Here is a 26154-nt window from a genome sequence, read left to right as displayed (position 1 = left end):
TTGCCTACTTTAAAATATTAATTTCGGTGAAGCGAACATCCTCTACAGATATCCCTTTATCAACAAAGACTTTTGAACTATACGTTTGGAATAATCTAAAAGTCCCATTCCATTTATTGCGTACGGAAAAGAGCAATTCGGCTTCCTCCAGATACTCCATGTCTCCTGTTCTCGCCGCCCGTATAAGCAGTTCATCTGCTTGTCTGGTAAGCACAAACGCCCCTCGCTCATGTTCCCCCTTCTCGTATATACGCAATGCTTTCTTCACAATTGGAGCTGTCTCATTCAGCTTTATGTATTTTTCCACCTTTGGGTTGGATGGAATGCTCAGCAGCCCAAGATGATGCGTGTAATGGATATAGAGCTGGTCCGTTCGAATCAGCGTTCGTTTTTCCTGAGTAGGCTTGCGCCAGCTCCACTCCATCATTCCAATGGTATGTCTTCCGGAAGAGCGGGCCGGTATAGAAAAGGACAGAATAGCCTGCTTATACTTCCCCCTCCGCATATCACCACAGTGAACAAGCATGCACTCTCCGTCTTCCGAGCGATTGAAGTTGAGCCTGGCCCCATCCACTTTTAATAGATTTACCCCACTCTCTGAAATGAACCGGAGTTGCAGGTCACATCCAACTGTTTTCGGCATTAAAGTCCCTTTTCTTTTACGTATAGCCCCATGGCCCCATTCTATCAGCAGATTTACTTGCTCGGACCCATTCGCAGATATAGACTCTTTGTCCCATGTGTACGTTACGTTAACTATTGACTTCACCACTGGTAAATTCCCCCTAAAAGAACATGTAACTCTAAATTAACAGTGTTATCTGACACTATATTGTCAGGGAACATATGTTCGTCACCGAAAATTATACATGGTAATCTATAGGAAAGAGGGAGTACATCAATAAATAGCATTTTAACCCATTAAAATTGCATGATTACGCAAAAAACAGCCCGGCGTAAGCCGGGCTGCATTATAGTCTTGTTTCATAATATGAAGTTAAGAAATCGTAGTTTCTGTCACAGAAACATTCGCTTTTGTGCAAATATCGGACACAGGCGCAAAAGTAATGCTGTCCACCACCAGTTCCTTCGACAAAGGCTTTCCGTTTACAGTTATTTTTAACGTTTTATAGGTTTGTTCTTTTTCGTTCATCGTTCATTTCTCCTTCTATATTCTTGCTTAATATATTTATACTCATTTCTGTTCTTCATCATATAGGGTTGACTTTTGTACATGCTCGCCAGAAAAATACCGGAATGTTGCTGCTTTCTTGATATACCCGTTTTGAGGTACACTTAAACTAAAATATCGACTTTTTTTGTAAATATTTCTCCCGGATTTGTCATCCTGTTATTCTAAACTTTGAATCCTAATCATTACACTATACGTAACCATAAGATATGGGTAATTATGCTTATCATTTAACATCTTGATGCATCAAAAGGAGGATGATCTCTTGGCACGACAAATTTCTCGCTTTATTTTCTACCGCCGTGTCGTCTGCGCTGCTATAGCGCTTCTGTTTGTTTTTGGCGCAACTGGTGTTCCGGGAGCGCATGCCGCTTACTGGGATGATGTATACCAGGGCTTTGAGCAATTTTCCCGGCTGCCTGGGGATGTATACCAGCTCAAGGAAAGCTACCGGCAAACGCAGGAGGAACTGCAAAAGGCCCGTAGTAGCGTTGAGGCATATCAGGAGCAAAATGTCCAACTATTGGAGCAAAATCGCAAGCTGGCAGACACCGTTACCGAGCTGAAAAATCTTCAGTTTCAGCGCGATCAGGCTTCACACCGTAACAAGATGCTGATCCTCACAGCTGTCATTCTGCTGGCTGGTTATTTTATCGGTATCCGCCTGTTGCGTTACGGGATGCGTCGACGTTCGGGAAGATACTAACCGCCTGAGAGGATGAAAGGTCAGAATGGACATACAAGCAGGACAACACCATGATGAAAGCGTCGGTTCCGTCGTCACGCTTGATCTGGCAGAGGGCGAAAAACTGCATGTTCTTCACCCGCAGCAAATCATCGCGTACCGCGGACACAGTTCAGGCCGCAGTGACAAGCTGATGAATATTAAAGGCATGTACCGCAAGCACAAGCTGATTCAAGCCGATTTTACAGGAGCTTGCCGTCTCATTGCCGCACTTCCCCCCGGCTTCAGTCTGAAAATGATTGAGTTGGAAGGAAGCGACGATCTGCTATACGATTTTCGCAACCTGTTCTGGTACAGCTCTGGTATCCATATGCGCACCAAGCTGCTGAGTATGAAAAACATGTTGTTCAGCCGCGATGTCATTAAAATGAAATTCGACGGCATCGGGCAGATCGGTCTATTGACTCAGGGACTGGTATGTCAGGAACAGCTTCATCCGACAGAGCCGATGTATGTCGATGCAAGCAGCGTCATTGCCTATCCCGAGAACGCCAAGCTTGAGCTGACGGTGTACGGCAACCATTTGGCCAGCCAGCATATGAATTATCATTTTAAAATGACCGGACACGGTACTGTGCTTTTTCATGCGGGTGAGCATCATCGACGGCTCCAGCAGGATATGAACGACGATGGCGTGATCAAACGCTTTTTAAGGGAAGTCATTCCATTTGGTGGAGTGTTTATCAAATAGCTCTGCCATGCTATAATGAAGGCGTCTGTCCTCTGTCAGACACCAAATGAAGAAAGTCCATGCTCCATGCATGGGAGAGGTTCGCGAACTCCCTCTATAAAAAACTAACGATGCTTTGTCCTCCGCATGAAAAAATAATCGCGGGGCAAGGCCTGTTTTTTGTTGAAGTCGGTTCAAGAACTCTCCTTCTTCCATGTGACAAGACCCTGTGTCTTACACCATTCCAAGAAGATCGAGAGGTTTTTTTATGTTTACCAACGAAAAAGCAGTCGTTGTATTCAGCGGCGGCCAAGACAGCACGACCTGTTTATTTTGGGCGAAAAAACATTTTGCCGAAGTAGAAACGGTGACGTTCGATTACGGTCAACGCCACAAGCAGGAAATCGAAGTAGCGGCCGGGATTGCCCACGAGCTGGGTGTTCCACAATCGGTACTGGATATGAGCCTGCTCAATCAATTAGCCCCCAATGCACTTACACGCACTGACATTGACATTACTCAGCAGGAAGGCGAGCTGCCCAGCACCTTTGTAGACGGCCGCAATCTGCTCTTCCTCAGCTTCGCAGCGGTGCTCGCCAAGCAAAAAGGAGCCCGCCATATCATTACAGGCGTATGCGAGACGGATTTTAGTGGCTATCCCGATTGCCGTGATTCGTTTATTAAGTCACTGAACGTCACTTTAAATCTTTCCATGGACTATCCATTTGTCATTCATACCCCGCTCATGTGGTTGAATAAAGCCGAAACCTGGCAAATGGCCGATGAGCTGGAGGCTTTTGAATTTGTAAGAACACGTACACTAACATGCTATAACGGCATAATTGGAGATGGCTGTGGCGAATGCCCTGCCTGCAAACTGCGCCGCGCCGGGCTGGAACAGTATCTGGCTGTACGCGAAGCTTCGTCGCAAGGAGTTGAAGGCCATGCGTGAGCCGGGCACCTTTCGTATCGTCGACAAGCTCCAGCAGTTCGGGACGGACATTGAACGCTCCCAGCTACGTTATCATCGCAAACGTGTACTGGTCAGCAAGCAATTTACGTTCGATGCGGCACACCATCTGCACTGCTACGAAGGCAAATGCAAAAATCTGCACGGACATACTTATATCGTCGTTTTCGGCATTAGCGGTATACCGGGTGAAACTGGTCTGGCCCTTGATTTTGGTGATATCAAAACAATCTGGAAAGAGCGGATTGAACCTTATCTGGATCACCGCTACCTGAATGAGACACTACCTCCGATGAATACAACGGCGGAAAATATGGTCGTCTGGATCTTCGAACAAATGGAATCCGCCCTGACCTCGGAAGCTTACCGCAATCGTGTGGAAGGCGGACGCACTGAATTTGTGCGGTTGTTCGAAACACCTACCAGCTACGCCGAATTCCGACGGGAGTGGATGCTGGATGAGTAATACCACGGCGACTCACCAAACAGCCGTACCTTCCCGGGGAACGAAAACAGCCCCTATCCCTGTACTGGAGGTGTTTGGTCCTACCGTTCAGGGCGAAGGCATGGTTATTGGGCGTAAAACGATGTTTGTACGTACCGCAGGCTGCGATTACCACTGCTCATGGTGCGATTCCGCCTTTACCTGGGATGGCAGCGCCAAGGATCAGATCCGTCGTCTCAGCGCCGCAGACATTTGGCAGGAGCTTCAAGCCATCGGTGGCACACGGTTTTCACATGTAACCCTTTCCGGGGGCAACCCGGCCCTGCTGCCGCAGCTTGGAGAGCTGATTACCCTGCTGCGAAGCCAAGGCATTGCTACCGCCGTCGAAACTCAAGGCTCCCGCTGGCAGGAATGGCTGTATGATATCGACGAGGTAACCCTGTCGCCCAAGCCGCCCAGCTCTGGTATGTCGACCAATTGGGACGTGCTGGATGACATCGTAGCCCGCCTGTCGAATCGGAAGATTACTGACTGGAAGGCGGCTGAAGAGGCCTCGTCAGCGTCCAACTTCTCTACAGCAACGTGCTCGAAGGAAGCCGCTAATGAATCAGTGAGGTTCTACCACGGAGCATGCAGCTTGAAGGTTGTCATATTCGATGACATTGATCTCGCATATGCACGCACCGTTCACGAGCGCTATCCACATGTACCACTGTTCCTCCAGACTGGCAATCCAGATGTGAACACAGAGAACACCGGACAGATCGCGGAGTCTCTTTTACATCGTTATGAATGGCTTATTGACCGTGTCATGGACGATTCACGTCTGAACGACGTACGGGTACTCCCGCAACTCCACACCCTCGTATGGGGCAACAAACGCGGCGTATAGCACTGATAAGTAATATATTCCGTAGGGACTGGATGTGATCCACAAGCACACCAAATTTATACGAAGTACACTTTCGACAACCAAAGTTATAAATCAAGAGAAACCCTCGTCCGTGAGGACGGGGTTTCTCAACAAGAATTCGCTCCTTTCATCAAGGAGCGAACACTATTCACTTCTGCCCAACCTACATGTAAAACGAGTAGGGACTTTATGGTGTTGACGGCGGTCAGCAGCGGAGCGGAGGATTTGAAGCTGGAGAAGCGTTAGCGTTCGCCTTTGAAATGGGTTTCTAACCTATATATCTTTCACATGATCAGAAAGAATCCCATTTCAACAGCGATCGGAAGCTCAAATCCTTCGCGGAGCGTCACCTAACCGAACCTCCATAACTCCCTACCCCTTTTACCAAACTAAACTTAAGGAGCCTCACCACTATGACCGGAAGAACACCCGAAGAAATGACCGACGTTACTCTGCTTGGCAATCAAGGCACACAATACACCTTTACCTATGATCCCGCCATTCTTGAAAGCTTTGATAATAAGCATCCGTACCGCGATTATTTTGTAAAGTTCAATTGCCCGGAGTTCACCAGCCTGTGTCCAATTACAGGACAGCCGGATTTTGCCACCATCTACATCAGCTACATTCCCGATATTAAAATGGTCGAAAGCAAGTCCCTCAAGCTATACCTGTTCAGCTTCCGCAACCACGGCGATTTCCATGAGGACTGCGTAAACATCATCATGAACGACCTGATCAAGCTGATGGACCCGCGTTATATCGAAGTGTGGGGCAAGTTTACGCCGCGCGGTGGCATCTCCATTGATCCATACACAAACTACGGCAAACCGGGAACCAAATATGAGGAGATAGCCGAGCACCGTATGATGAACCATGATATGTACCCAGAGACGGTAGATAATCGTTAACACTTTACGCAATTTCACTTATCAATGATTTGCTATTGTAAAGATACTTAAAACCTAATTATACACCTCATTAAACAGTGAAGTGCATCCTTAGAATAGACATGGGAATAACCCTTCCGTTATCCGATGAATTCTAAAGGTGCACTTCAATTGTTATATACCTAGTTTGTTACTTTGCAACTTTTAACTGAATGCTGTCAGCTTTATAGACAACCTTCACTTTGTACTTGCTTGGCAAGCCTGTGGTTTCAATGGAAGTAAATGCTCCATTTCGTTTACCATAAGTCAGGATGGTGACGCCGTTAGCCGGTACATATTTGTTTGAGAAATTCAGACGTAATTTTCCGTTGGATATGGCAGTGCCTTTAATTTTGAGCAAATCATTTTCACTCTGAAGGTTAAGTTCAAGTGTGCCCTTGGCAGATTGTTTGTAATTTCCGCCGATGACCAGCTTTCCAGAAACATTTTTACGGAGGGTGCCTCCATTATTCGTAACATCCCCACTTCCGAAAGCCGTCCCCGAATTCCCCTCAAGTGTACCTTGGTCGATCTGTGTACCGCCAGAATACGTATTGTTGCCCATCAGCTTCAACGTACCTGTACCCTTTTTGGTCAGCGTTCCAACGCCGGAAATATTATTGCGCCAGCGATCCAATGCATTGAAACCACCTTTGGAAGCGTCCATGGTCACGGTAACGTTATTGGCGAATGCACCATAACCATCTGCGGCGGCAAAGAGATTAAGCCGTCCCCATCCCTCAGCATCATCCAGTACGGGATAACCGGAAGGAAGACCCGTCGTGGCCAAAATCCAGCGACGTTGCATGCTATCCAGATAAGGCAGACGTGTTTCCAGCAGCACTTCGGCTCCCTTAGGCACCGTCATTGGAGTCGTGGTTGGGTTAATTGGACTGAATCCGTATGTCAGTCGTTGAGTATAATTTTTTTTGTTTGTAGCGTAATTGCTAAACCGATCTGGCGCTGTACCTGTTTTCGTCAGCAGCTGTTTATGAGCATCCTCATAAGCCGCTTTCTTCAAACTGCTATTGGCTGGATCAGACAGAATGGCAGCAGCCGTCGCCGTCGCCATGACACGTCCTCCCATGACATCAAGCGGTGAATGCATACCAGCAACAATACGGTTGTTGCCCAGCTCCGAAGCTCGCGTCAGCAGTTCCTGGTAACGCTCTGGCACGGCATAGGCCATAGCAATAGAACTGAGATACGCGGCATTGGTATGACCGCTAGGAAAGCCGCCATCATTAGCAGCATCAGATTTGAGAGCGGGAATAAGGCTCGGGACAACCACTGAATTATTGCTCCAGCGAAACGGGCGAGGATAACTAAAGTAAGACTTAGCCGGGTTCGTCGTAGAGTAATCCCCACGCAAGGTATTTACCAGATTTACGATGTTGCCAAGACTGGAGCTCGTACTCCCTGCATTGGTTCCATCATCTTCATATTTTTTAGTTGAGGCATCTGCCGGAATGTCATTGATCGTGGTAGTTGCCCCTGCATTTTTTCGATATACATCGGTAAGCGAACCCAGGCCGTCGATCACGCTGTAGCTCTGGTTTCTGCGATCATCCAAATAAGCCGCATCGGCCTCACTGGAAGTACGGCGAGCAGCAATATCAATAACTTTTTGAATATTGGCGTCCAGTACGCTACTATTCAGCTTGGTACCTGTATCCCAGGTAGTGCCGGGAGTCCAAAGCTTATTAAATCCGGAAAGCAACCCGAGTGTCGGATTTGAACTTTCCGTCTTATTATCAGAATTATTATTTTTGTAATGATCTACGAAATACCCCCAGGACGGCTCTGACGAAGCTACCGTTGTGGGTAGAGTTGCTGCACTCGCATAACTTCCTCCCAGGGAACCTAAAAGTAAGGGTACAGATAATAAAGCAACTGATAATGGTTTCTTTAACAATTTCATTCTCAAATCATATCCTCTCTTGTGCTCTTCATGCGTTCTCTACGAAGCTATTCATCTATACAACAGGTTGTATGATATAAAGAATCATATCTTAAGTTTGTTAAATGAAGAGCAGGGTTTTGTTAAAAGAAAAAAGGGCATCCCCAGAGCCGCACATACGGAATCTTGAGACACCCTTGTTTAGTCTGTTATAGAAAAGCTAGTTTGAATTTCCATGTGATGTGTGGAAAATCCAACTAAGTCAAGCAATTGCGAGTATGCAGCAGGATGGGAAAGAACCACCGAGTAAAGGTGGCCTTTATGCCCCTTTCAGACATTTGCTGCAAACGGATCGCTTCCTATATCTTAAAATATACATACATAATCGGAGGTTGCCATGACTACTAAATCTGCTACAAAAAAAGAAGCGGGCCAATCGCTCCCTTTGCCGGGACCTCAAGCGAAGGGCACCGTTTTTGCGATTCTGATTGCCATCAGCTTCGTCCATCTGTTCAATGACTCGATTCAATCGGTCATTCCTGCGATCTTTCCGATCTTAAAAGAATCCATGAACCTCAGCTACACGCAGATCGGCTGGATTTCATTCGCCATCAATTTTACAGCTTCGATCATGCAGCCGGTCATTGGTTTATTTTCGGACAAACGACCTACGCCCGCGATCCTTCCCATCGGCATGGGCTTTACGCTGACCGGCATGCTGCTGCTGGCCTATGCTGCCGATTATAAAGCGGTGCTGATCGCAGTCATCTTCGTGGGTCTGGGCTCGGCTGCTTTTCACCCGGAGGGCTCGCGGGTATCCCATATGGCGGCCGGACCACGCCGGGGGCTGGCTCAATCCATTTTCCAGGTCGGCGGTAATGCAGGCCAATCGCTGGCACCGATGCTCACGAGCTGGATTTTTATCCCGTTGGGACAATTTGGCGCCATCTGGTTCACAGGTATTGCTGCAGCGGGTATCGTCGTCCAATCGTTCATCGCCCGCTGGTATGGTAACGTCCTGCGCACCGAAGGCTATGCACGTAAAAAAGCGGCGGCACGCCGCATGAAGCCCGAAGTACGCAACCGTATTATGTTTGCCATGGTTGTTCTCATTTTACTGGTATTCGTCCGTTCCTGGTATTCGACCTCGGTCGGAAGCTACTATTCGTTTTACCTGATGGAAGTATTTAAAATGCCATTGGCTGATGCTCAGCTGTACATTTTCCTGTTCCTCGGAGCTGGAGCGCTTGGCACCTTCTTTGGCGGCCCGCTGGCGGACCGTTTTGGTAAACGTAATATGATTTTCCTGTCCATGGTATTGGCCGCACCTCTTGCACTGTTGCTGCCTTACGCCAACCAATTCTGGACCGCTATCCTGCTGCCGATCATCGGATTTATTATGCTGTCGAGCTTTTCGATTACGGTCGTATATGCGCAAATGCTCGTTCCCGGCAAAATCGGAACCGTCTCCGGTCTGATCACGGGCCTCGCTTTCGGCCTTGGCGGTGTAGGTGCGCTCGTGCTCGGTAACTGGATTGATAAGGTCGGCATCACCAATATCATGTTCCTGTGCGGCTTTTTGCCTCTGCTCGGCATTTTGACATTCCTGCTTCCTACAGATAAAACCTTAAACCGCTGGGCGGAAGAAAACGGAGCCGAAGTGTAACAGGTAACCGTGTGGCGGCCATCCCGGCCGCTTCACACCTTCGTAGTTGCCTAACCTGATTTCCCCACCAGCAAGCCAAAAAACATACCCTCTTCTATCCCGAATAATCCAGTCAGCTCTCTTCTTCCACCAAACGTATCAAAATACGGCGCTTCCTGTATAGCATTTTACCCGCTTCAGCTACATCACTTATAGCACTTCGGTTGGCAATGGAGCCGAACAAAATGCCCGCAATCGGGATCATCTGAAGCAGCTTTTTCCATCCAAACTGGTCGCGATAGGTGTTAATGACTTCTCTCCACCCTTGCATTTGGGAAAAGACCTGTGCCTGGCGTGAAGGATCATCAAACAAGGCCAGTTCCTCCAGCACAGCCTTTTTACCGACAATATCAGATGAAGCAAATTGCATACATTTAATTATAAAAATGCGTTCCTGCTTCTCATCAGGATTGAAGCCGTAGCATAAGGCCATTTCCTGAAGCACTTTGAGCGACAATCCGAGCAAAATAGGAATATCCGCCGCAATGGTAAACACACCGCCGATCCCCGTTGTTGCTCCCTGAGCGGTGGCAAAGGTGATGCGGCCTGATGTAATATCATCAGCGGTCTGATCCATGATCGTTAGCGGTAGCTCAGCCGCCTGCTTCAATCCCCATGTCGGTTCAGGGCTAACGTCCGAATCCGCGTTTTCCCTATCATGAAGCCGATCCTGCGTATCAGAAGTGGAGTCCGCACCATTTTGCCGAATCACATATTCACGGGCCGTCTGTTTCAGCTTGTTCAGAACCGTTTCTTCCTTCACCAGATATTTACCGCCGTTTTGAATGAAGCTTCCCAACTCGTTAAGCAGCTGTTCCAGCTTGTCCTTAATCATTTTGGGCGTCAGCCGATCCAGCAGCATAAAAGGCCATCTGCCGAGCTTTTCCCAGAAAAAAATATCCTTTTGCGCCTTCTCCCACGCCTCAATGGTCTTCAATTCATGACGCAATCGTTCCTGACTTTCCCGATATGCTGTAACCTGCTTCATAGAAGTACACGTCTCCTTTAAACCATGCTTATTTATGTAATGGGTAATACGTAAGTAAGATGAGTTCTGGTTTCTTTTTTAGCGAATTAGATGTTAACATTGTTTTAGCCAATTGCAGGCTTGACCGAAGCTTTGTTTTACGTAACAATAATTCCTAATATGTACAAAATACATACAGATCGGAGTCTACCCATGAACAAACCTGCAATCACCTCACAGCCTTCCTCTACTACTGACGTGGAGCTTGTCTCTTACCATTGTGAGCATGACGCAGTTTTACATACCTTTTATTTACCTGAGGATCAGCAGCAGTTTACAGGAATGCCGGATGAAATGCTGGCACTGGCCAAGCAAGACCCGCACCGCCATCCTGTCGTGATTACTGCTGCCGGGAGACCGGTGGGATTTTTCATTTTGTACGATGGAGATGAGCTAACGGACTATACGAATACTTCCGAGGCTTTGTTGCTGCGTGCCTTCTCTATTCATTACACTGATCAGGGACAAGGATACGCCAAAAAAGGGATGCTTCTACTGCCCCCATATATCTCCGAGTATTTCTCTCATGTTCGTGAAGTCGTGCTGGGTGTCAACGCCCGTAATCTACCTGCTCAAAGTCTGTATCTCAAATGCGGCTTTAAGGATGAGGGCAACACCAGGATGGGGTCGCACGGCTTGCAACATATTTTAAAAATGAGCCTGCATAGCTAATCCCTATGCGTCCTCTCTAACAAAAAGCTCCCGGCACCAGCACCGGGAGCTTTTATCATTTTATTTCTCCTAACGAAAAGCTTAGCTTGTAATTGCCGTACTGCGTCAGTTCATCAAGCATGGTATTTAGCTCTTCCTGTGACGACATGCGCAAGCGCATCCAGTAACAGCCCTCCCCACTAACCCGATGAATCTCAACGATATAAGGATGTTCTCGTGCAAAAGCCTGAAAAGCACTGTGAACGGTTCCCGAATTCAAAAACACCGTAATAAAGGCATGAATGGTCTGCCCCATTTTTTCAGGGTTCCAGCGTAGCGTGTAGCCCTCGATGACGCCCGCATCTTGCATTTTTCGAACACGCGCTCCTACCGCTTGGCCCGTAAGATGTACAAGCAGACCAATCTCCTTGTGCGATAAAGAGCTGTCCTCAATCAGATGATGAAGGATGCGCAGGTCGATCTCATCAGGTACGAATAGTTCCATAGCCATTTTTCCTTTCATGATGAAACGAGAATTCTTGTTTTCCTTTCAGCAGGCCGTAGCCTGTACCTTCTTGCATCAGATATGATTGTAACAGAAACAAACAACTGCCGAAAATATTCGGGATAAAAAATGAATTAACCAATATAAAAGGAGATTCCAAATATGAAAATCACACTAATCCGCAATGCAACCCTATGGCTGGAGTTCGCCGGAGTAAAATTCCTGATCGACCCGATGCTGAGCGAGCCCGGCGCAAATCCGCCTATTCCCAATACGGAAAATGACCGCCGTAATCCGCTGGTTCCATTGCCGCCGCAATGGGAAACGCTTGGACAACCTGACGTTGTTATCGTTACGCATTTGCACCCGGATCACTGGGACCCGGCAGCAGTGCAATGGCTGGACAAACAGCTTCCTGTCCTCTGCCAGCCCGGAAATGAAGAGCAGATCGCTGCTGACGGTTTTAAGCAGGTAACTCCGGTTTGGGAGGTTGGTTCTGTGGGAGATATTGAGATTATCCGTACAACCGGGCATCATGGTACTGGAGAAATCGGGGAAATGATGGGCCCCGTATCGGGCTTTGTATTTCAGGCTCCAGGCGAGCCTGTTGTCTATTTGGCCGGGGACACAATCTGGTGCAGTGAAGTATCAGAAGCACTCGACAAGTACCATCCGGAGTGGACGATTGTGAATGCCGGAGGAGCACGGTTCACGGTTGGTGATCCAATTACGATGACTGCACAGGATGTGACGACGGTTGCGCAACACGCCCCCTATACTCAAGTAGTGGCTGTCCACATGGAATCAATCAACCATTGTCTGCTCACCCGCTTTGAGCTTACGGAACATATTAACCGCGAAGGACTGAATGATCGTGTGCATATTCCGATAGATGGAGCGAGTATTTCGGGATAATGTCTGAATACGGCTTGCCGGAAACGGATGATGCCTATCTAGCAGCGGACAAGTCGTAAGTCACCGTTTACGCCCATTTCGAATATATTGGATTTCAAAACCGCCTAAAGAAGGGATTAATCATGAATTGGCCATATCCTTATTACGGTACAGAAACCCAATGTAAAGAAGTTCCGATCGCCTTTCCTCCTCAACATCAATATAGACAGCCGGGATTGGAATATCTGATGGTTCCCCGTCCTATTTTTGACAATCCGAAGTATATTGGCACCGGGAAGCTTCAGGACCGGGTTGCCATCGTTAGCGGCGGGGACAGTGGAATCGGACGTGCGGTTGCTGTCGCTTTTGCCAAAGAAGGAGCCGATCTGGTCATTGCTTATCTCGATGAGCATCGGGATGCCATGGAAACACGTGACGTCATTCATAAGCTCGGCAGACACTGTTTGTTAATTCCGGGGGATTTGAGGCAAAAAAGCAACTGTGGTCTGGTTGTTCAAAAAGCGATAGAAACCTTTGGACGTATTGACATCCTCATTAATAATCTTGGTGTTCAGTTTGTGCGTGAATCGTATCTGGATATCAGCGAGCAGCAGCTTCGTGACACGTTTGATACGAATATTATTTCCTTCTTCCATATGACAACGGCAGCGCTGCCTTATATGCGGGCTGGGGCCAGTATCGTCAATACGGCTTCGATTACAGCGTATGTGGGTCAAAAGAATCTGATCGACTATTCAGCTACCAAAGGGGCGATTGTCAGCTTTACCCGCGCTCTGGCTAATAATCTGGTCGATCAGGGCATTCGTGTGAACGCTATTGCTCCCGGTCCAATCTGGACTCCGCTGAATGCCGCCACACAATCGCCGGAAGCGATCCGCACCTTCGGAACCAATACGCCGATGAAGCGTGCCGGGCAGCCTTATGAGCTGGCCCCTGCTTATGTGCTGCTGGCTTCGGATGACGGCTCCTATATTACAGGCCAAACGCTGCATGTAAACGGCGGACAAATGGTGACGACTTAAATACGCAGGATTGATAGCGGCAAGGCCCAACCAACAAGGAACCTCCAGCATCCACATTTTAAGTGGGACTGGAGGTTCCTTTTATACGACAATGGAATATGAAGTTTAAGCCGATCTTTTGTTTTTGTTGTAAATATCGAAGGCTACCGCCAGCAGCAGCACCAAGCCCTTGATGCCTTGCTGCCAGTCAATGCCCAGACCGATCAGGGACATGCCGTTATTCAGTACGCCCATAACCAGACCACCGATAATCGCTCCGAAAACCGTCCCGATACCGCCGGATGCCGAAGCCCCACCGATAAAGCAAGCTGCGATGGCATCCAGCTCAAAGTTCGTACCTGCTCTCGGCGTAGCCGCGTTCAGACGTGCAGCGAAGATCAGACCGGAAATGGCGGCCAGCACGCCCATGTTGACGAATACCCAGAACGTTACTTTTTTCGTTTTGACACCGGACAGACCCGCCGCCTTTTCATTTCCACCCAGCGCATACACATGACGGCCCATAATCGTGCGGTTCATCACGAAGGAGTATACGACGATCAGAATAAACAGCAGAACGAGAATGTTCGGGATTCCCGCGTAGCTCGCGAGCATAAAGGTGAACAGATTGATGACAGCAGCCACCACAATCAGCTTGAGTACAAATAAAGTCTGTGACGGAACCTCGAAACCGTATTTATGCTGGGAACGGCGCTCGCGAAGCTCATTGACGATAAACCATACCGTGAGCGCGATGCCGACAATGATGGATACCAGATTATAACCGGAAGAAGCGAAATCCGGCAGGAAGCCTGAACTGATTTTCTGGAAGCCACCCGGAAAAGGAGAGATAGATTGACCTTCCAGTACGATCATGGTCAAGCCACGAAAGAGCAGCATCCCCGCCAACGTCACGATAAAGGCCGGAATCCGCACATAGGCGACCCAGAACCCTTGCCATGCGCCGATCAGCGCTCCGACTACCAAGGATGCAATCACGGCGATCCACGCCGGAAGCTGCCAATCCACCATCATGATGGCGGCCACTGCTCCGACAAAAGCGGCGATCGAGCCGACAGACAAATCAATATGTCCCGTGATGATGACCAGCACCATCCCGATAGCGAGCACGAGAATGTAGCTGTTTTGCAGAATCAGATTTGTAATATTAATCGGCTTCAACAGCAGGCCGCCCGTCAGCACCTCGAACAGGATCATAATGACGACCAGCGCAATCATCATGCCATATTGGCGGATGTTATTTTTAAATAATTTAGTTATGGTTTCCATGCTTCACGCCTCCCGACTTGGTCATATATCTCATCAATGTTTCCTGCGACGCGTCCTCACGGCTAACCTCTCCCGTAATCCGCCCGGCGTTCATGACGTAAATCCGGTCACACAAGCCCAGTACCTCTGGCAGCTCGGACGAAATAACCAGCACACCCTTGCCTTCGGCGGCAAGTCGATGAATAATCGTATAAATTTCATATTTGGCGCCCACATCAATGCCCCGCGTCGGCTCATCCAGAATCAGAATGTCCGGCCCGGCAAAAATCCATTTGCTCAGCACCACCTTCTGCTGATTGCCGCCACTCAGATTACCCGTTTTCTGTAAAATGCTCGGCGCTTTGATGTTCATACTTTTTTTCATTTCCTCTGCAACGACGACTTCCTCCTGCTCATTGACGACAGCACCCTTTGTCAGCTTGTTCAGGCCAGTCAGCGAAATATTACGCTTGATATCATCCATTAGAATGAGGCCATACTCCTTGCGATCCTCTGTCACATAGGCAAAGCCATTGTTGATCGCGTCCGTTACGGTGTTGTTTTGAATCAGCTTGCCGTCTTTGATCAGTTGACCGGAAATGTTGCGTCCGTACGATTTGCCGAAAATACTCATCGCCAGCTCGGTCCGTCCCGCCCCCATCAGCCCGGCAATACCAACAATTTCACCGCGACGAATGTTCAAATTCACCTGATCCAGCACCTTGCGCTCCGCATGATGCTCGTGATACACCGTCCAATCCTTCACTTCCAAAACGACTTTGCCAATCTCGGCATGGCGCTCTGGATAACGGCTGGTCAGATCACGTCCAACCATCCCGCTAATAATCCGATCCTCCGTAACCTCATCCTTTTTCATATCCAGTGTCTCAATCGTCTTCCCGTCCCGCAAAATCGTGATCGAATCCGATACCTTGGCGACCTCATTCAGCTTGTGGGAGATGAGAATGCAGGAAATGCCCTGTCTTTTAAATTCCAGCATCAGATTAAGCAGGTTTTCGCTGTCATCCTCATTCAACGCCGCTGTCGGTTCATCGAGAATGAGCAGCTTTACCTTTTTAGAGAGCGCTTTCGCAATTTCAACCAGTTGTTGCTTCCCGACCCCGATGTTCGTAACTAATGTATTGGGATTTTCGCTTAAGCCGACCTTGGACAGCAGCTCGCGTGTGCCGACAATAGTCTCTTTCCAATCAATCACGCCGCCGCTGGCGCGTTCGTTGCCCAGATAAATATTTTCCGCAATCGAGAGATACGGGATCAGTGCCAGCTCCTGATGGATAATGACAATACCCAATTCCTCGCTCTGCTTGATATCCTTGAACTCGCACGTTTTACCCTGGAAAACAATATCCCCTTCGTAGGTTCCATGCGGATATACACCGCTCAGTACCTTCATCAGCGTCGATTTGCCCGCACCGTTCTCACCGCACAGGGAATGGATTTCGCCTTCCTTGACCTTGAGATTTACATTTTCCAACGCCTTCACGCCGGGAAAGGTCTTGGTAATTCCCTTCATTTCCAAAATGATTCCAGTCATGGGATACGCTCCTTTCGGTTTGAATAGCCTGCTCTTATTTCAGTCCGATTTGCTCCTTGGTGTAATAATGACTGCCGACAATATCCTTCTCGACATTCGTCCGATCCACCGAGATCGGATCAAGCAAATAAGCAGGAACTACTTTTATTCCGTTGTTATACGATTTGGCATCATTCACTTCCGCTTGCTTGCCCTGTAAAATGCTGTTGGCCATCACTACCGTTTGCTCAGCCAGCTTGCGGGTATCCTTGAACACGGTTTGCGTCTGCTCCCCGGCCACAATCGACTTGATCGAAGCCAGCTCCGCATCCTGCCCCGTAATGATCGGCAGCGGCTTGTTCGCTGTTCCGTAGCCAACCCCTTTGAGGGATGAAATAATGCCTATGCTGATTCCGTCATATGGAGATAACACCGCGTCCAGATTCGCTCCCGAATAGTAGGCGCTCAGCAGATTATCCATTCGCGACTGGGCCAAAGCTCCATCCCACCGCAGCGTAGCGATCTGCGCCATCGTCATTTGCTTGCTGCGCACAACCAGTTTTCCGGAATCGATGTATGGCTTGAGGACAGACATCGCGCCGTTAAAGAAGAAATACGCGTTGTTGTCATCCGGCGAACCGCCGAACAGCTCTACATTGAAGGGGCCTTTGCCTTCTTTGAGTCCCAGCTTTTTCTCAATATATGACGCCTGTAACACGCCCACCTTAAAATTGTCGAAGGTCGCATAATACGTCAGATACGGCGTGTTCCGAATCAGACGGTCATAGGAAATGACCTGAATCCTCCGGTCGTGCGCCTTCTGGATTACATCCGTCAGTGTGTTCCCATCCACGGATGCAACCACCATGACATTCACGCCCTTGGTAATCATATTTTCAATTTGGGCAATCTGGTTTTCCACCACGTCCTCGGCGTACTGTAAATCTGTTTTATAGCCTTGCTCTTGAAACAGCCGGACCATATTCTCTCCGTCCCCTACCCAACGCTCGGACGATTTGGTCGGCATGGAAATGCCCACATAACCTTTTTCCTTGCTGCCCGTTCCACTCTCCGCCAAATTACAGGCCGAAAGCATCAAGGCCAAAACCAGAAGCCAGACGACAACAGCTCCTTTTTTCATATGAAGTTCCCCTTTCCTCATGTGATGCGGGTCATTTTGAAGGTAAGTGCTGATTAGAGTAGAGATGAGATAGCGCTTACATAAGTGAGGCAACGAGTGCCTCTCCTTTTTTTATGTGCAACCACATGGTATCATTCCAAGCCGGGAAAGGTCTTTGCTGGTTTTGAACTTTTTTTATAAAATTTTAACCTTTGTGTGGGGGGGAGTGATTTGAGGAGGAATAAAGATTGTCGGGAGATCGCTCATATATTTTGAAAACACAAAAAGACTTTAGCCTGCTCACGATTGGCAAAGTCTCAATTTGTAGAACCATTAAATCCGCTATCTAAAGAGTTCACACTTTTATTGACAATTCACCAATGACAGGTTCGTGTGGGTCAATAATGTTAGTTATACCTATTAGATAAGAAAATTGGCTTATTTTCTCGTCTTGCGGTGTCAAATTCCAGGCGTACCAGTTGACTGGATTATGAGCGTGTTGAAGCAAGTATGGCGATTTCTCAGTGATGATGTGGAAATATTATTACAGTTCTGATTTTTAATTTATCTCTTCTTTAATCAATTCCGTCTAGCATCCCTCATTTTTGTTTCTTTTTTTCAAAGAGCTTAACTTGTTAATTACATTATTTGAACCTCATGTTTTGAATAGTTCCACATCGCGTTGGAAATAATGAGTGAATTCCTTAATAAAAGAGACAGGAATTTCCGTTTAATCAGTGGTAATAATAACCTAAACCAATAATAAATGGGGTTAAAGCAACGTGAAGAGTAAAATCATTGTTTTCCTTAATAATAATGCGGTTGTATGGAAAACCCCATTAGCTGCAGCACTGTCATGGGAGTTCGCGAAATGGGCTGGATCTAGCCATCCTTACTTGGCTCCGCTTACGGTCATATTGTCCATCCAAATGACGGTTAGCAAGTCCATGCAATTTGCTTGGCAGCGTATCATAGGTACGATTGCTGGCGTCCTTTTCACAGTGACTATAGCTCCCTATGTTGGCTTAAGCGGTTGGAGCATCGGGTTACTGCTCTTTGTTGGGGCTATCATTGTTGCACGGTTGAAATTAGATCATGCTATTATGATCCAGGTTGCGCTTAGCATTTTATTAGTAATGTACTTTCAAAGCAAGATGCCCAGCTATCCGTTTGACCGCATCCGAGATACTATTATCGGAGCTGCCGTCGCGGTACTGATCCAGATGCTGATTTTCCCTCCCGACTCCATTAATAAAGCCAAAAAAAAGATGATCCATTTCGCGGACCATTTAACCAAGCATTTATTTAACACCGCACAATGGGTAGAACGCGGTTGCTCCTCGAGTGAAGCTCTAACGATGAAAGAAGAATTGCAAACCTTATTCCAAGAACTTCATCAAGCGACAACTGAATTGGATAAGGCGAACCAAAGTTTGAATTACAACCCGCTCGCTCAAAAAAAGGTCAGTACGTTGAATCAGTTGACCCTGCAAATGGATCAGCTCCGGTTAGGCTATGCGAATCTTTCTGACATGATACGAGTTTTTATGAAATGGTCCGAAAGCGGCAATTTTGTGAAAGAAGATCAACGGATTTGGGCCGATCACTTGAATAAAATAGCGGCGCTTGTAAAGGAGTGGAAAAAAATACTGGATGCTCCAGACACGCTCCTCCTTGATCCGAATGCTTTCACCCTGCAAATCAAAGCGCCTTCTCATTTGAAGAATTATCAGTACCCGCTTGCTTTATATATGAATGCCGAACAAGTCGTTCAAGATTTCAAAAAGCCTATTTTCTCCAATAAAGATATATAATCTTCTTCTGTATCCACATCCATGAACAAGTCCGGGTTTTCGAAGTCGATACAAATTCCCGATCTGTCCTGACGAATCAATTGTCTGGCCCCCTGGTCTCCTTGTAATCGCAAGAGGTCCGGATACATTTGATGCCCAAAGATAACCGGCGGCCTTGGCAAACCATCGTAACTCGAAGCCACGTAATCAACACTGCTGTCGTTCGCCTGATCCGTTTTATAACGTTTAAGCAGTTCATTGATCATTTCGGTAGTGATTAAAGGTTGATCCGCCAAAAAAAACATCACGGCTGTAGTTTCCATCGAAATTGCAGCCTGTATACCGCACCGCAGGGAATATGCCTGCCCCAAACGGGCTTCAGGGCAGTAAATCACGGACCATTTTTGATTGATCGGCTCCTCGTAGAATGCGCTATCCATCCAATCCGCTTCAGCATCACCAGATATGATCCAAACATAATCCAACCAGGAATTCAAAGCCGCAGCCAATGCATAACTCCCTAAACTCATAGGACCCAGCGTTAGTCGGAGTTTATCCGAACCCATTCGGGTACTTTGACCTGCAGCTAAATAGACGCCAATAATACTATTCTGTCTCATGGGTAACAGCTTGTCGTCTCCTATTTTTTCTATACGTATATATTAAATCTGCGAGAATGCTCACTGCGATTTCCATCGGTCCTTCCGCGCCAATCGCGATTCCTACGGGAGAGTGCAAATTCACCGGAATCGGATCGCCGTTTAGTAAGCGTTCCATTCTATGTTTCGAACCCAAAACACCGAGATAACAAAGCTGCCGCTCAGAAAGAAAACGAATCAGTTGCTGATCTCTCCTAAAATTATGGGTCATCACAACTGCATAATCGTTAGATGTAGAATGTATCATCGATACCGTTTCCTCCGGAAACCCCAATAAAAGAGTTTCCACATCCGGGAAATAACTTCGATCGCACAAAACGGGTCTCCAGTCGAAGACGATGACAGAAAAACCAGTATCTGCCGCAAATGCTGCAAGTGGTCTGGCATCCGGTCCCGCACCAAAAATCAGCAAACGCGGTTTAGGATAATAAGTATGGACGAAAACATTCGATTGCATGGAAGAAACAACCTTCATACCGCTCCTACGCGATTCCTCGGACGCTGTCAAATCCAATAGAACCTGTGGAAATCCTCCCCTCCATTCTCCGAATAGCTGCCGATTCCCGGTCACAAAAACATAATCGGAAACCGACCGATCCGAGCTGATTTTTTTGATGAGCATGACCTCGGTCTGGTGATCCAGATAATCCTTTAAAGTACATAGATGATCCAAGAATACATCATCTACGGGTTCCATCGTCACATGAATAACGCCGCCGCACCCCGGTTCTTCCCCCCAGGATAGCGGGTCTGATGATTGCATGTCGAACACAAAGCCGCAAGAAACGCCTGTCTCCAAAATTTCCGGTACACGGGCCGCAAGATCCACCTCCAAGCAGCCTGCACTTAGTACCCCTATTTGCAAACCGTCTTCAAAAAATAGCATGGAGGTTCCTTCTTTACGGTAGGCGCTCCCTTCCACATGAGTAATCGTTGCGAGCACGCTTCGTTGGTCGTTACATTGGATGGCTTCTAGAATACGATGAATTTCTTCCAAGCCTGCCCTCCTCCTTTAACTCCCATAGGATGTCGGTTCCGCAGCGTTATTCGACGTAAAGACAGTCTTCACTGCTTCGTGAATTTCTTCATAGGACATGCACCTGCAAATGTTGGATTCTAACCATATCCTGATTGTTTCTTCATTCGCATCCGGATGAACATTCAACAAACCATGACAGTTCATAATAAAGCCGGGTGTACAGTAGCCGCATTGGAACGCCTGTTTTTGAACAAAGGCTTTCAGCACCGGTGAATGGATCAAACCTTCGATCGTTGTTATATGCTGTCCATCGGCTTCCACGGCGAGCATGATACATGATTTTATAGGCAGCCTGTTTACTAATATGGTACAAGATCCGCAATCGCCATTGTCACAACCGGATTTGCTTCCCGTTAACCCGAGACTTTCTCGAAGAACATATAAGAGTGTATCCGCAGCCCTAACCCTAATCGTTCTCCGTTCACCGTTAACTAGGAATTCTACCGGATAAAGAGTGGTATCAAAAGATGGCATGCTTCACCTTCCTTCCAACATGCTTACAACTTCAATCATCGTTTGTTTGAGCACAAATTCCCGATAAGCGGCGGATCCTTCCGTATTAGTCAGAACCGGAGCCGGAAGCTTACCGATTGCCTCTTCGATTTTTACCTCTAGGGATAACGTTGGGTTGTTCAACACTTGTTCGATTTCAATGGATCGGAAAGGAAATGCACAAACGCCGCTATATGCAGTGCGTATCTGATTATCTTTCTTAAGAGCAGACAACGTGACGAGGGGATAGCCAACGTTACCGATCTGCCGTTTTTTTAAATGAACGAACGGCAACGATAAATATTCGCGGTCTGTAATGATTTGCACAAGAAATTCTCCGCTTTCTAGTCTGATCTGTTCTAAGAAAACCTGATGAATAGAAACCTCTTTCATCCCTTCCAGTCCTGCTATAATCATGCGACTATTTGCCAACAATAGCGGGAGTACGGCCTCCCTGTAATAAATTTTGCCGCAAATGTTCCCCCCGATCGTGATTTTATTTCGAGCCGTTTGGTCGGCAACTCCTTGTGACGTTTCGCTGAGCAGCGGAAACGGATTTATCTCGGATAAAGCCGATAACGTGACGCAAGATCCAATAACCAGGTTATTCTTATGGAAGTCAATTACGTTGCACTCCGGAATGGACTTCAAATCAACAACGGCTCGCGGTTGAATGGAGTTCATTCGGGCCCATGTGATTATTTCCGTTCCACCGGAAAAATACATCGGTCTCTTCCCTTGTGTAAGCAGATGTCGGAATAATTCCACAGCCTCCAGAACGGAAGATGGTTTATAATATTCAAAATCAAACGGAATCATGAACCGTCCTCCAGATCGATTCCGGCGTTAGAGGCAGCTGATTGAATCCTACGCCGGCAGCGGTCGACAAACTGTTCGCCAATGCCGCAGGCATGCCAATCACGCCATGCTCACCGATTCCGCGCAATCCGTAAGGCGCTTCCAAATGCGGCGTCTCGATGAAATCAACGAAGTACTCCGGTTGCTCCCCATACCGAATCAGCTTATATGTTCGCAGTTGCGGATTTAATAGGATACCTCTATGATCGAACAGAAAAACCTCCCGACTAGCAAGACCCAACCCCATGCTCATGCCCCCTGTAATCTGACTACGGGCGAATTCTGGGTTAATCACCTTTCCGGCATCAATGACCGTCGCCGCTTTAACGATTTTATATGTGTAATCCCTTGTATTCAATTCCACTTCAACCGCCTGTGCGCCTACTGTCCATTCCGGACCGGGATTCCCTTTACCGGTTTCAGGATCCAGCTTTGTTAGATTACGCATCGTGTAGCTCCCGCGTCCGATCACCTGACCTCCGATTGTATTCCCGTTCGGGAACTTGTACCCGCTGGCGATTTTTTCAACTTCTATCCCGATATCGGAACGATTCTTTAAGTAAACCCTTCCACCTCCGACATCCAACTCGGCCGGCGAGCACTCCAGCGCAATTGAAGCTGTGTTTTTTAGCTGTTCGATGGCATCATCAGCCGCCTTCAGAATTGCATTGCCAACTAAAAAGGTGCTGCGGCTCGCCACCGTTTTCCAATGCTGGGGATCGGTTTCAGTATTCACTTCCGTTGAAATATGGATCATCCGGTCATCCATACGCAACCGTTCGGCCAACAATTGAGTAAGCGCCGTCCTCGTACCTTGACCGATTTCCACTGCACCGCAAAGTAGATTAACGCTTCCGTCGGAATTAAATATAACAATGGCTCCCGCCCCGGCGTCTGTTGGCGTATTCGAATTTTTCCAGAAACAGCATACTCCTTTTGCCTTGATCAGGTGGCCATTGATTTCTATGATGGGCCGGTCGTCCCAATGGATTAACGTTTTCAATTTTGCAATACACATGGGCAAATCACCCACATTGCTTCTATCCAGCAAAGTTTGTGTCGGGGTCGTATCCCCCGGCCCAATCGCATTATGAAAACGAAACTCCAAAGGATCCATGTGCACTTGATTCGCTAATAAATCCATGGCTCTTTCGATAGCGAACGTCAACTCCGGGTGACCGAATCCTCGAAATGAAGTTGAATAAGGGTGATTCGTATACATACATAATGAGTCGCAATGAACGTTATCGATTCGATAAGGCCCTGTGCAATCAGTGGCTCCCGCCCGGCTCATAACCACTCCCCGATCCGAATAGGCTCCACCATCAAACAAATGTAGAATTTCCACGGCGGTAATTTTCCCTTCATCGGTACATCCAAGTTTGATTCTGGCATCCAACCCAATATGGACCGGTGAAGAGATCATATCCTGCTCCCTGGAATTAACTAATTTCACTGCCATCCCACCAACGGCACTGGAAGCCAAAAAAGTAAGAAATTCCATTTGAATGGCGGCTTTTCCGCCAAAACTTCCTCCGACCAAAGGAGTATGGACAATGACTTTATGAAGCGGAATTTGAAAAGACTGACTGATTGCCCTTCGGATAATATAGGGTGATTGTGAAGCGGAATAGATGATCACTTTTCCGTCTGGTAAAATCTCCGCTTTACTGCACCGTAATTCCATCGCGGCGTGATCCGATTGCGGTAAAGTTACATGGACTTCAATGGTATGATCGCTATTCTTCCATCCTTCCTCCATATTCCCTTTGCGAATTTTGGTTCGGTTAGCGATGTTTGTTCCCGGCTCTGGGTAAACCTCTTCGTGCCGCTTGTACGCGGCAAGATGTTCGTGAATGATCGGAGCATCTTTCTGATAGGCTTCAATTGGGGAATGGACAACTGGTAAAAGCTCATATTCTACCTTGATCCGAAGAGATGCCATCTCTGCAATATATTCCTGTTCCGCGACAACAAGGGCGACAGGTTCACCATAATATCTCACTTTGTCAATTGCGATTGGTGGCCGGTCTTCCAACGGTGACCCCGTCAAAACCGGAAAATATTCTCCGGTTATGACCGCTCGTACGCCCGGTATTTTCCAGGCCTCTGACGAATCAATCGATTTTATTTTGGCGTGAGCATGAGGACTTACCGCTATTTTGGCATGTAAAAGACCCGGGCTTGAGGTATCATCCACATATTTAGCAGTCCCTGTAACTTTTTCCCATATTTCTTTTCTCGGAATGCTTTTTCCAACCGCTAGACCGATCATGGGCCCCTCCTTTGTTTTCGAATTGCCCTGCAGCGTTTCGTCTAGTCAGGGTGGGACAAGGGATTTTTATACACGAGAGGCTATTCGAATTTTTATTTATTCAATTTCCCCATATCCTATATATATCCAGGACTTCTTGTCCTTATTATCAAAAGTTAGTTTTACCCATTGAAAGGTAAAAAGACACTAACGAGGGGTTAGTGTCTTAGTGGTATGAACCACGAATATATTTAGCCTACGACAGTGCCAACATCGCGTTCATATCCTCTTCGGCGGTAGTAATCAACTTTAATCCAAAAAGCTCTACCAACGCATCCAGCACGCCGGACGAGAAGAATTCGGGCGGCTTCGGTCCGATGCGAATGTCCTGAATGCCGAGACTGAACAAGCCCAGCAGGATGGCGACCGCTTTTTGCTCAAACCAAGACAGCACGATTTCACTTATTTGACTGTTCAAGGCGAAGACAACGTAGGATAAACGAAGTTTGAGGGATTGAGATTGAAGGGAATCGGAAATAATTTCAGCAATAACATGAGTAGAATTCACCGACGTGTCACCAATGAAACATGGTATTATTTTACACAAAATAGCAATATCCAATAGATAGGAAGACAGGCTTGTTATCACGCTTCGCGATTTCAAAAGCCTCTTCTGACCACGGAAACCAGTTCACCGGATTATGTGCATGCTGCAGCAAATAAGGCGACTTTTCCTTGGCTAATCTATTGGATACTTTTTGAGTTGTCATGGGGCATCACCTCTTTTCGTGCTGGGTTTGGGTAAAGAGATTTTTGTTTGGAAGTTCTCTCAAATAAATATCATCCAGAATAACCGTGATAAATACTCGGTATCAGCAATGTGTGACGTCCTGCAAATCGCAAGAAGTACGTTTTACTATGAAGCATGCGAACCGTCGCCGGAAGACGAGGTGACCACAGCCATTGTGGACATTTTTCGGAAAAATCGAAAAGCATACGGCACCCGAAAAATCAAAGCGAAGCTTCATGAGCGAGAACTCATCGTTTCCAGACGTCGAATCGGCCGTGTCATGAAAGAACAGGGACTGGTTTCAACCTACACCGTAGCACAGTATAAGCCGCATAAAACCGCTTGTAATGAAGCGGCCACCACCAATACACTGAATCGCAAGTTAACCAGACGGAGAGTAAACGAGTAGTGGTCAGTGATCTAACCTCTGTGAAGGTTCGCAACGAATGGCACTATATATGCGTGCTGATTGATCTGTACAATCGAGAAATTATTGGTCATAGTGCTGGCCCCCATAAGGATGCAGCGCTGGTTTCCCGTGCCTTTGCGACCGTGGAAGGCGATCTGCGTCAGATTCAGTGGTTTCATACTGACCGTGGCAGCGAGTTTAAAAATCAAAGGATGGACGAGCTGTTAGAGACGTTTGAAATCGGTCGATCGCTAAGTGCGAAAGGGTGTCCGTATGACAACGCCGTGGCCGAAGCCACTTATAAGATCATGAAAACAGAGTTCGTGAACCATATGAACTTTCAGAGTCTCTGTCACTTGGAGTTAGAGC

Annotated in this window: 25 protein-coding genes, 3 pseudogenes and 1 riboswitch; of the genes and pseudogenes, 12 read left to right on the top strand and 16 right to left on the bottom strand. The window is 47.4% G+C overall.

The window, feature by feature from the left end; genetic code table 11:
- Window positions 1–4: 4 nt before the first annotated feature.
- Window positions 5–772 carry a hypothetical protein gene (locus ACWXW9_RS18790; RefSeq protein WP_494930638.1) on the bottom strand — a complete coding sequence of 256 codons (768 nt, stop codon included), beginning with the start codon at window positions 770–772 and terminating at the stop codon, window positions 5–7.
- A 225-nt stretch (window positions 773–997) separates the two neighbouring features.
- On the bottom strand, window positions 998–1153 hold the full coding sequence (locus tag ACWXW9_RS18785) for a hypothetical protein (RefSeq protein WP_187644853.1): 156 nt from the start codon (window positions 1151–1153) through the stop codon (window positions 998–1000).
- 304 nt (window positions 1154–1457) lie between these two features.
- On the opposite strand from ACWXW9_RS18785, the gene ACWXW9_RS18780 reads away from it, so the two are divergent.
- From ACWXW9_RS18780 to queF, 6 genes are all read left to right on the top strand, one after another.
- On the top strand, window positions 1458–1898 hold the full coding sequence (locus ACWXW9_RS18780) for an SH3 domain-containing protein (protein ID WP_494930637.1): 441 nt from the start codon (window positions 1458–1460) through the stop codon (window positions 1896–1898).
- A gap of 25 nt (window positions 1899–1923) precedes the next feature.
- On the top strand, window positions 1924–2628 hold the full coding sequence (locus ACWXW9_RS18775; protein WP_494930636.1) for an AIM24 family protein: 705 nt from the start codon (window positions 1924–1926) through the stop codon (window positions 2626–2628).
- Between the two features lie 70 nt (window positions 2629–2698).
- Window positions 2699–2742, top strand: a riboswitch (PreQ1 riboswitch).
- A 133-nt stretch (window positions 2743–2875) separates the two neighbouring features.
- Complete coding sequence (gene queC / locus ACWXW9_RS18770) at window positions 2876–3559, top strand: 7-cyano-7-deazaguanine synthase QueC (protein WP_494930635.1); 684 nt, start codon at window positions 2876–2878, stop codon at window positions 3557–3559.
- A complete protein-coding gene (queD, locus tag ACWXW9_RS18765) occupies window positions 3552–4043 on the top strand; it encodes a 6-carboxytetrahydropterin synthase QueD (RefSeq protein ID WP_494930634.1) in 492 nt (163 codons plus the stop codon). The genes queC and queD overlap by 8 nt, the downstream gene beginning before the upstream one ends.
- Complete coding sequence (gene queE / locus ACWXW9_RS18760) at window positions 4036–4914, top strand: 7-carboxy-7-deazaguanine synthase QueE (RefSeq protein ID WP_494930633.1); 879 nt, start codon at window positions 4036–4038, stop codon at window positions 4912–4914. The genes queD and queE overlap by 8 nt, the downstream gene beginning before the upstream one ends.
- Window positions 4915–5348: 434 nt before the next feature.
- A complete protein-coding gene (gene queF / locus ACWXW9_RS18755; protein ID WP_494930632.1) occupies window positions 5349–5846 on the top strand; it encodes a preQ(1) synthase in 498 nt (165 codons plus the stop codon).
- Window positions 5847–6015: 169 nt separating this feature from the next.
- Here the strand turns inward: queF and ACWXW9_RS18750 are convergent, their stop codons facing one another.
- Window positions 6016–7785 carry an acid phosphatase gene (locus ACWXW9_RS18750; protein WP_494930631.1) on the bottom strand — a complete coding sequence of 590 codons (1770 nt, stop codon included), beginning with the start codon at window positions 7783–7785 and terminating at the stop codon, window positions 6016–6018.
- A gap of 376 nt (window positions 7786–8161) precedes the next feature.
- Between ACWXW9_RS18750 and ACWXW9_RS18745 the strand changes: the two genes are divergently transcribed.
- Window positions 8162–9430 (top strand): MFS transporter, encoded by a 1269-nt coding sequence (locus ACWXW9_RS18745; RefSeq protein ID WP_494930630.1) that lies wholly within the window; start codon window positions 8162–8164, stop codon window positions 9428–9430.
- A 112-nt stretch (window positions 9431–9542) separates the two neighbouring features.
- Here the strand turns inward: ACWXW9_RS18745 and ACWXW9_RS18740 are convergent, their stop codons facing one another.
- On the bottom strand, window positions 9543–10457 hold the full coding sequence (locus ACWXW9_RS18740) for an EcsC family protein (protein ID WP_494930629.1): 915 nt from the start codon (window positions 10455–10457) through the stop codon (window positions 9543–9545).
- 192 nt (window positions 10458–10649) lie between these two features.
- Between ACWXW9_RS18740 and ACWXW9_RS18735 the strand changes: the two genes are divergently transcribed.
- The gene (locus ACWXW9_RS18735; protein ID WP_494930628.1) at window positions 10650–11168 is read left to right on the top strand and encodes a GNAT family N-acetyltransferase; all 519 of its coding nucleotides are present in this window, start codon (window positions 10650–10652) and stop codon (window positions 11166–11168) included.
- Between the two features lie 55 nt (window positions 11169–11223).
- Here ACWXW9_RS18735 and ACWXW9_RS18730 read toward each other — a convergent pair whose 3' ends face one another.
- Window positions 11224–11652: an Lrp/AsnC family transcriptional regulator gene (locus tag ACWXW9_RS18730; protein ID WP_494930731.1), complete on the bottom strand. Its 429-nt coding sequence runs from the start codon at window positions 11650–11652 to the stop codon at window positions 11224–11226.
- A 162-nt stretch (window positions 11653–11814) separates the two neighbouring features.
- Between ACWXW9_RS18730 and ACWXW9_RS18725 the strand changes: the two genes are divergently transcribed.
- Together ACWXW9_RS18725 and ACWXW9_RS18720 are read left to right on the top strand one after the other, a co-directional pair.
- Window positions 11815–12567 carry an MBL fold metallo-hydrolase gene (locus tag ACWXW9_RS18725; protein ID WP_494930627.1) on the top strand — a complete coding sequence of 251 codons (753 nt, stop codon included), beginning with the start codon at window positions 11815–11817 and terminating at the stop codon, window positions 12565–12567.
- Between the two features lie 122 nt (window positions 12568–12689).
- Window positions 12690–13589 carry an SDR family oxidoreductase gene (locus ACWXW9_RS18720; protein WP_494930626.1) on the top strand — a complete coding sequence of 300 codons (900 nt, stop codon included), beginning with the start codon at window positions 12690–12692 and terminating at the stop codon, window positions 13587–13589.
- A gap of 105 nt (window positions 13590–13694) precedes the next feature.
- Here ACWXW9_RS18720 and mmsB read toward each other — a convergent pair whose 3' ends face one another.
- The 4 genes and pseudogenes from mmsB to ACWXW9_RS18700 form a co-directional block, all read right to left on the bottom strand.
- Window positions 13695–14858, bottom strand: a complete 1164-nt coding sequence (mmsB, locus tag ACWXW9_RS18715) for a multiple monosaccharide ABC transporter permease (protein ID WP_494930625.1) — start codon at window positions 14856–14858, stop codon at window positions 13695–13697.
- The gene (mmsA, locus tag ACWXW9_RS18710; protein ID WP_494930624.1) at window positions 14842–16392 is read right to left on the bottom strand and encodes a multiple monosaccharide ABC transporter ATP-binding protein; all 1551 of its coding nucleotides are present in this window, start codon (window positions 16390–16392) and stop codon (window positions 14842–14844) included. The genes mmsB and mmsA overlap by 17 nt, the downstream gene beginning before the upstream one ends.
- Before the next feature lie 34 nt (window positions 16393–16426).
- On the bottom strand, window positions 16427–17512 hold the full coding sequence (chvE, locus tag ACWXW9_RS18705; protein ID WP_494930623.1) for a multiple monosaccharide ABC transporter substrate-binding protein: 1086 nt from the start codon (window positions 17510–17512) through the stop codon (window positions 16427–16429).
- Window positions 17513–17901: 389 nt separating this feature from the next.
- Window positions 17902–18023 (bottom strand): annotated as a pseudogene (locus ACWXW9_RS18700) (DUF255 domain-containing protein); the annotation flags it as partial.
- A 250-nt stretch (window positions 18024–18273) separates the two neighbouring features.
- Here ACWXW9_RS18700 and ACWXW9_RS18695 point away from each other — a divergent pair.
- Window positions 18274–19305 carry an FUSC family protein gene (locus tag ACWXW9_RS18695; RefSeq protein ID WP_494930622.1) on the top strand — a complete coding sequence of 344 codons (1032 nt, stop codon included), beginning with the start codon at window positions 18274–18276 and terminating at the stop codon, window positions 19303–19305.
- Here the strand turns inward: ACWXW9_RS18695 and ACWXW9_RS18690 are convergent.
- From ACWXW9_RS18690 to ACWXW9_RS18660, 7 genes and pseudogenes are all read right to left on the bottom strand, one after another.
- Window positions 19263–19904 carry a nucleotidyltransferase family protein gene (locus ACWXW9_RS18690; RefSeq protein WP_494930621.1) on the bottom strand — a complete coding sequence of 214 codons (642 nt, stop codon included), beginning with the start codon at window positions 19902–19904 and terminating at the stop codon, window positions 19263–19265. The two genes, ACWXW9_RS18695 and ACWXW9_RS18690, sit on opposite strands and share 43 nt — an antisense overlap.
- Window positions 19891–20940 carry an XdhC family protein gene (locus ACWXW9_RS18685; RefSeq protein ID WP_494930620.1) on the bottom strand — a complete coding sequence of 350 codons (1050 nt, stop codon included), beginning with the start codon at window positions 20938–20940 and terminating at the stop codon, window positions 19891–19893. Before ACWXW9_RS18685 ends, ACWXW9_RS18690 begins: the two co-directional genes overlap by 14 nt.
- Window positions 20941–20955: 15 nt before the next feature.
- The gene (locus ACWXW9_RS18680) at window positions 20956–21456 is read right to left on the bottom strand and encodes a (2Fe-2S)-binding protein (protein ID WP_494930619.1); all 501 of its coding nucleotides are present in this window, start codon (window positions 21454–21456) and stop codon (window positions 20956–20958) included.
- 3 nt (window positions 21457–21459) lie between these two features.
- A complete protein-coding gene (locus ACWXW9_RS18675; RefSeq protein WP_494930618.1) occupies window positions 21460–22293 on the bottom strand; it encodes an FAD binding domain-containing protein in 834 nt (277 codons plus the stop codon).
- Window positions 22280–24607, bottom strand: a complete 2328-nt coding sequence (locus ACWXW9_RS18670; RefSeq protein WP_494930617.1) for a xanthine dehydrogenase family protein molybdopterin-binding subunit — start codon at window positions 24605–24607, stop codon at window positions 22280–22282. Before ACWXW9_RS18670 ends, ACWXW9_RS18675 begins: the two co-directional genes overlap by 14 nt.
- Window positions 24608–24842: 235 nt before the next feature.
- Window positions 24843–25148: pseudogene (locus tag ACWXW9_RS18665) on the bottom strand (hypothetical protein); the annotation flags it as partial.
- A gap of 37 nt (window positions 25149–25185) precedes the next feature.
- On the bottom strand, window positions 25186–25356 hold the full coding sequence (locus ACWXW9_RS18660) for a DUF255 domain-containing protein (protein WP_494930616.1): 171 nt from the start codon (window positions 25354–25356) through the stop codon (window positions 25186–25188).
- 57 nt (window positions 25357–25413) lie between these two features.
- Between ACWXW9_RS18660 and ACWXW9_RS18655 the strand changes: the two are divergent.
- A pseudogene (locus tag ACWXW9_RS18655) lies at window positions 25414–26154 on the top strand (IS3 family transposase); the annotation flags it as partial.

Source organism: Paenibacillus sp. LT-B23 (genome assembly GCF_059417685.1).
This window is presented reverse-complemented; position numbering and strand designations above follow the sequence as displayed.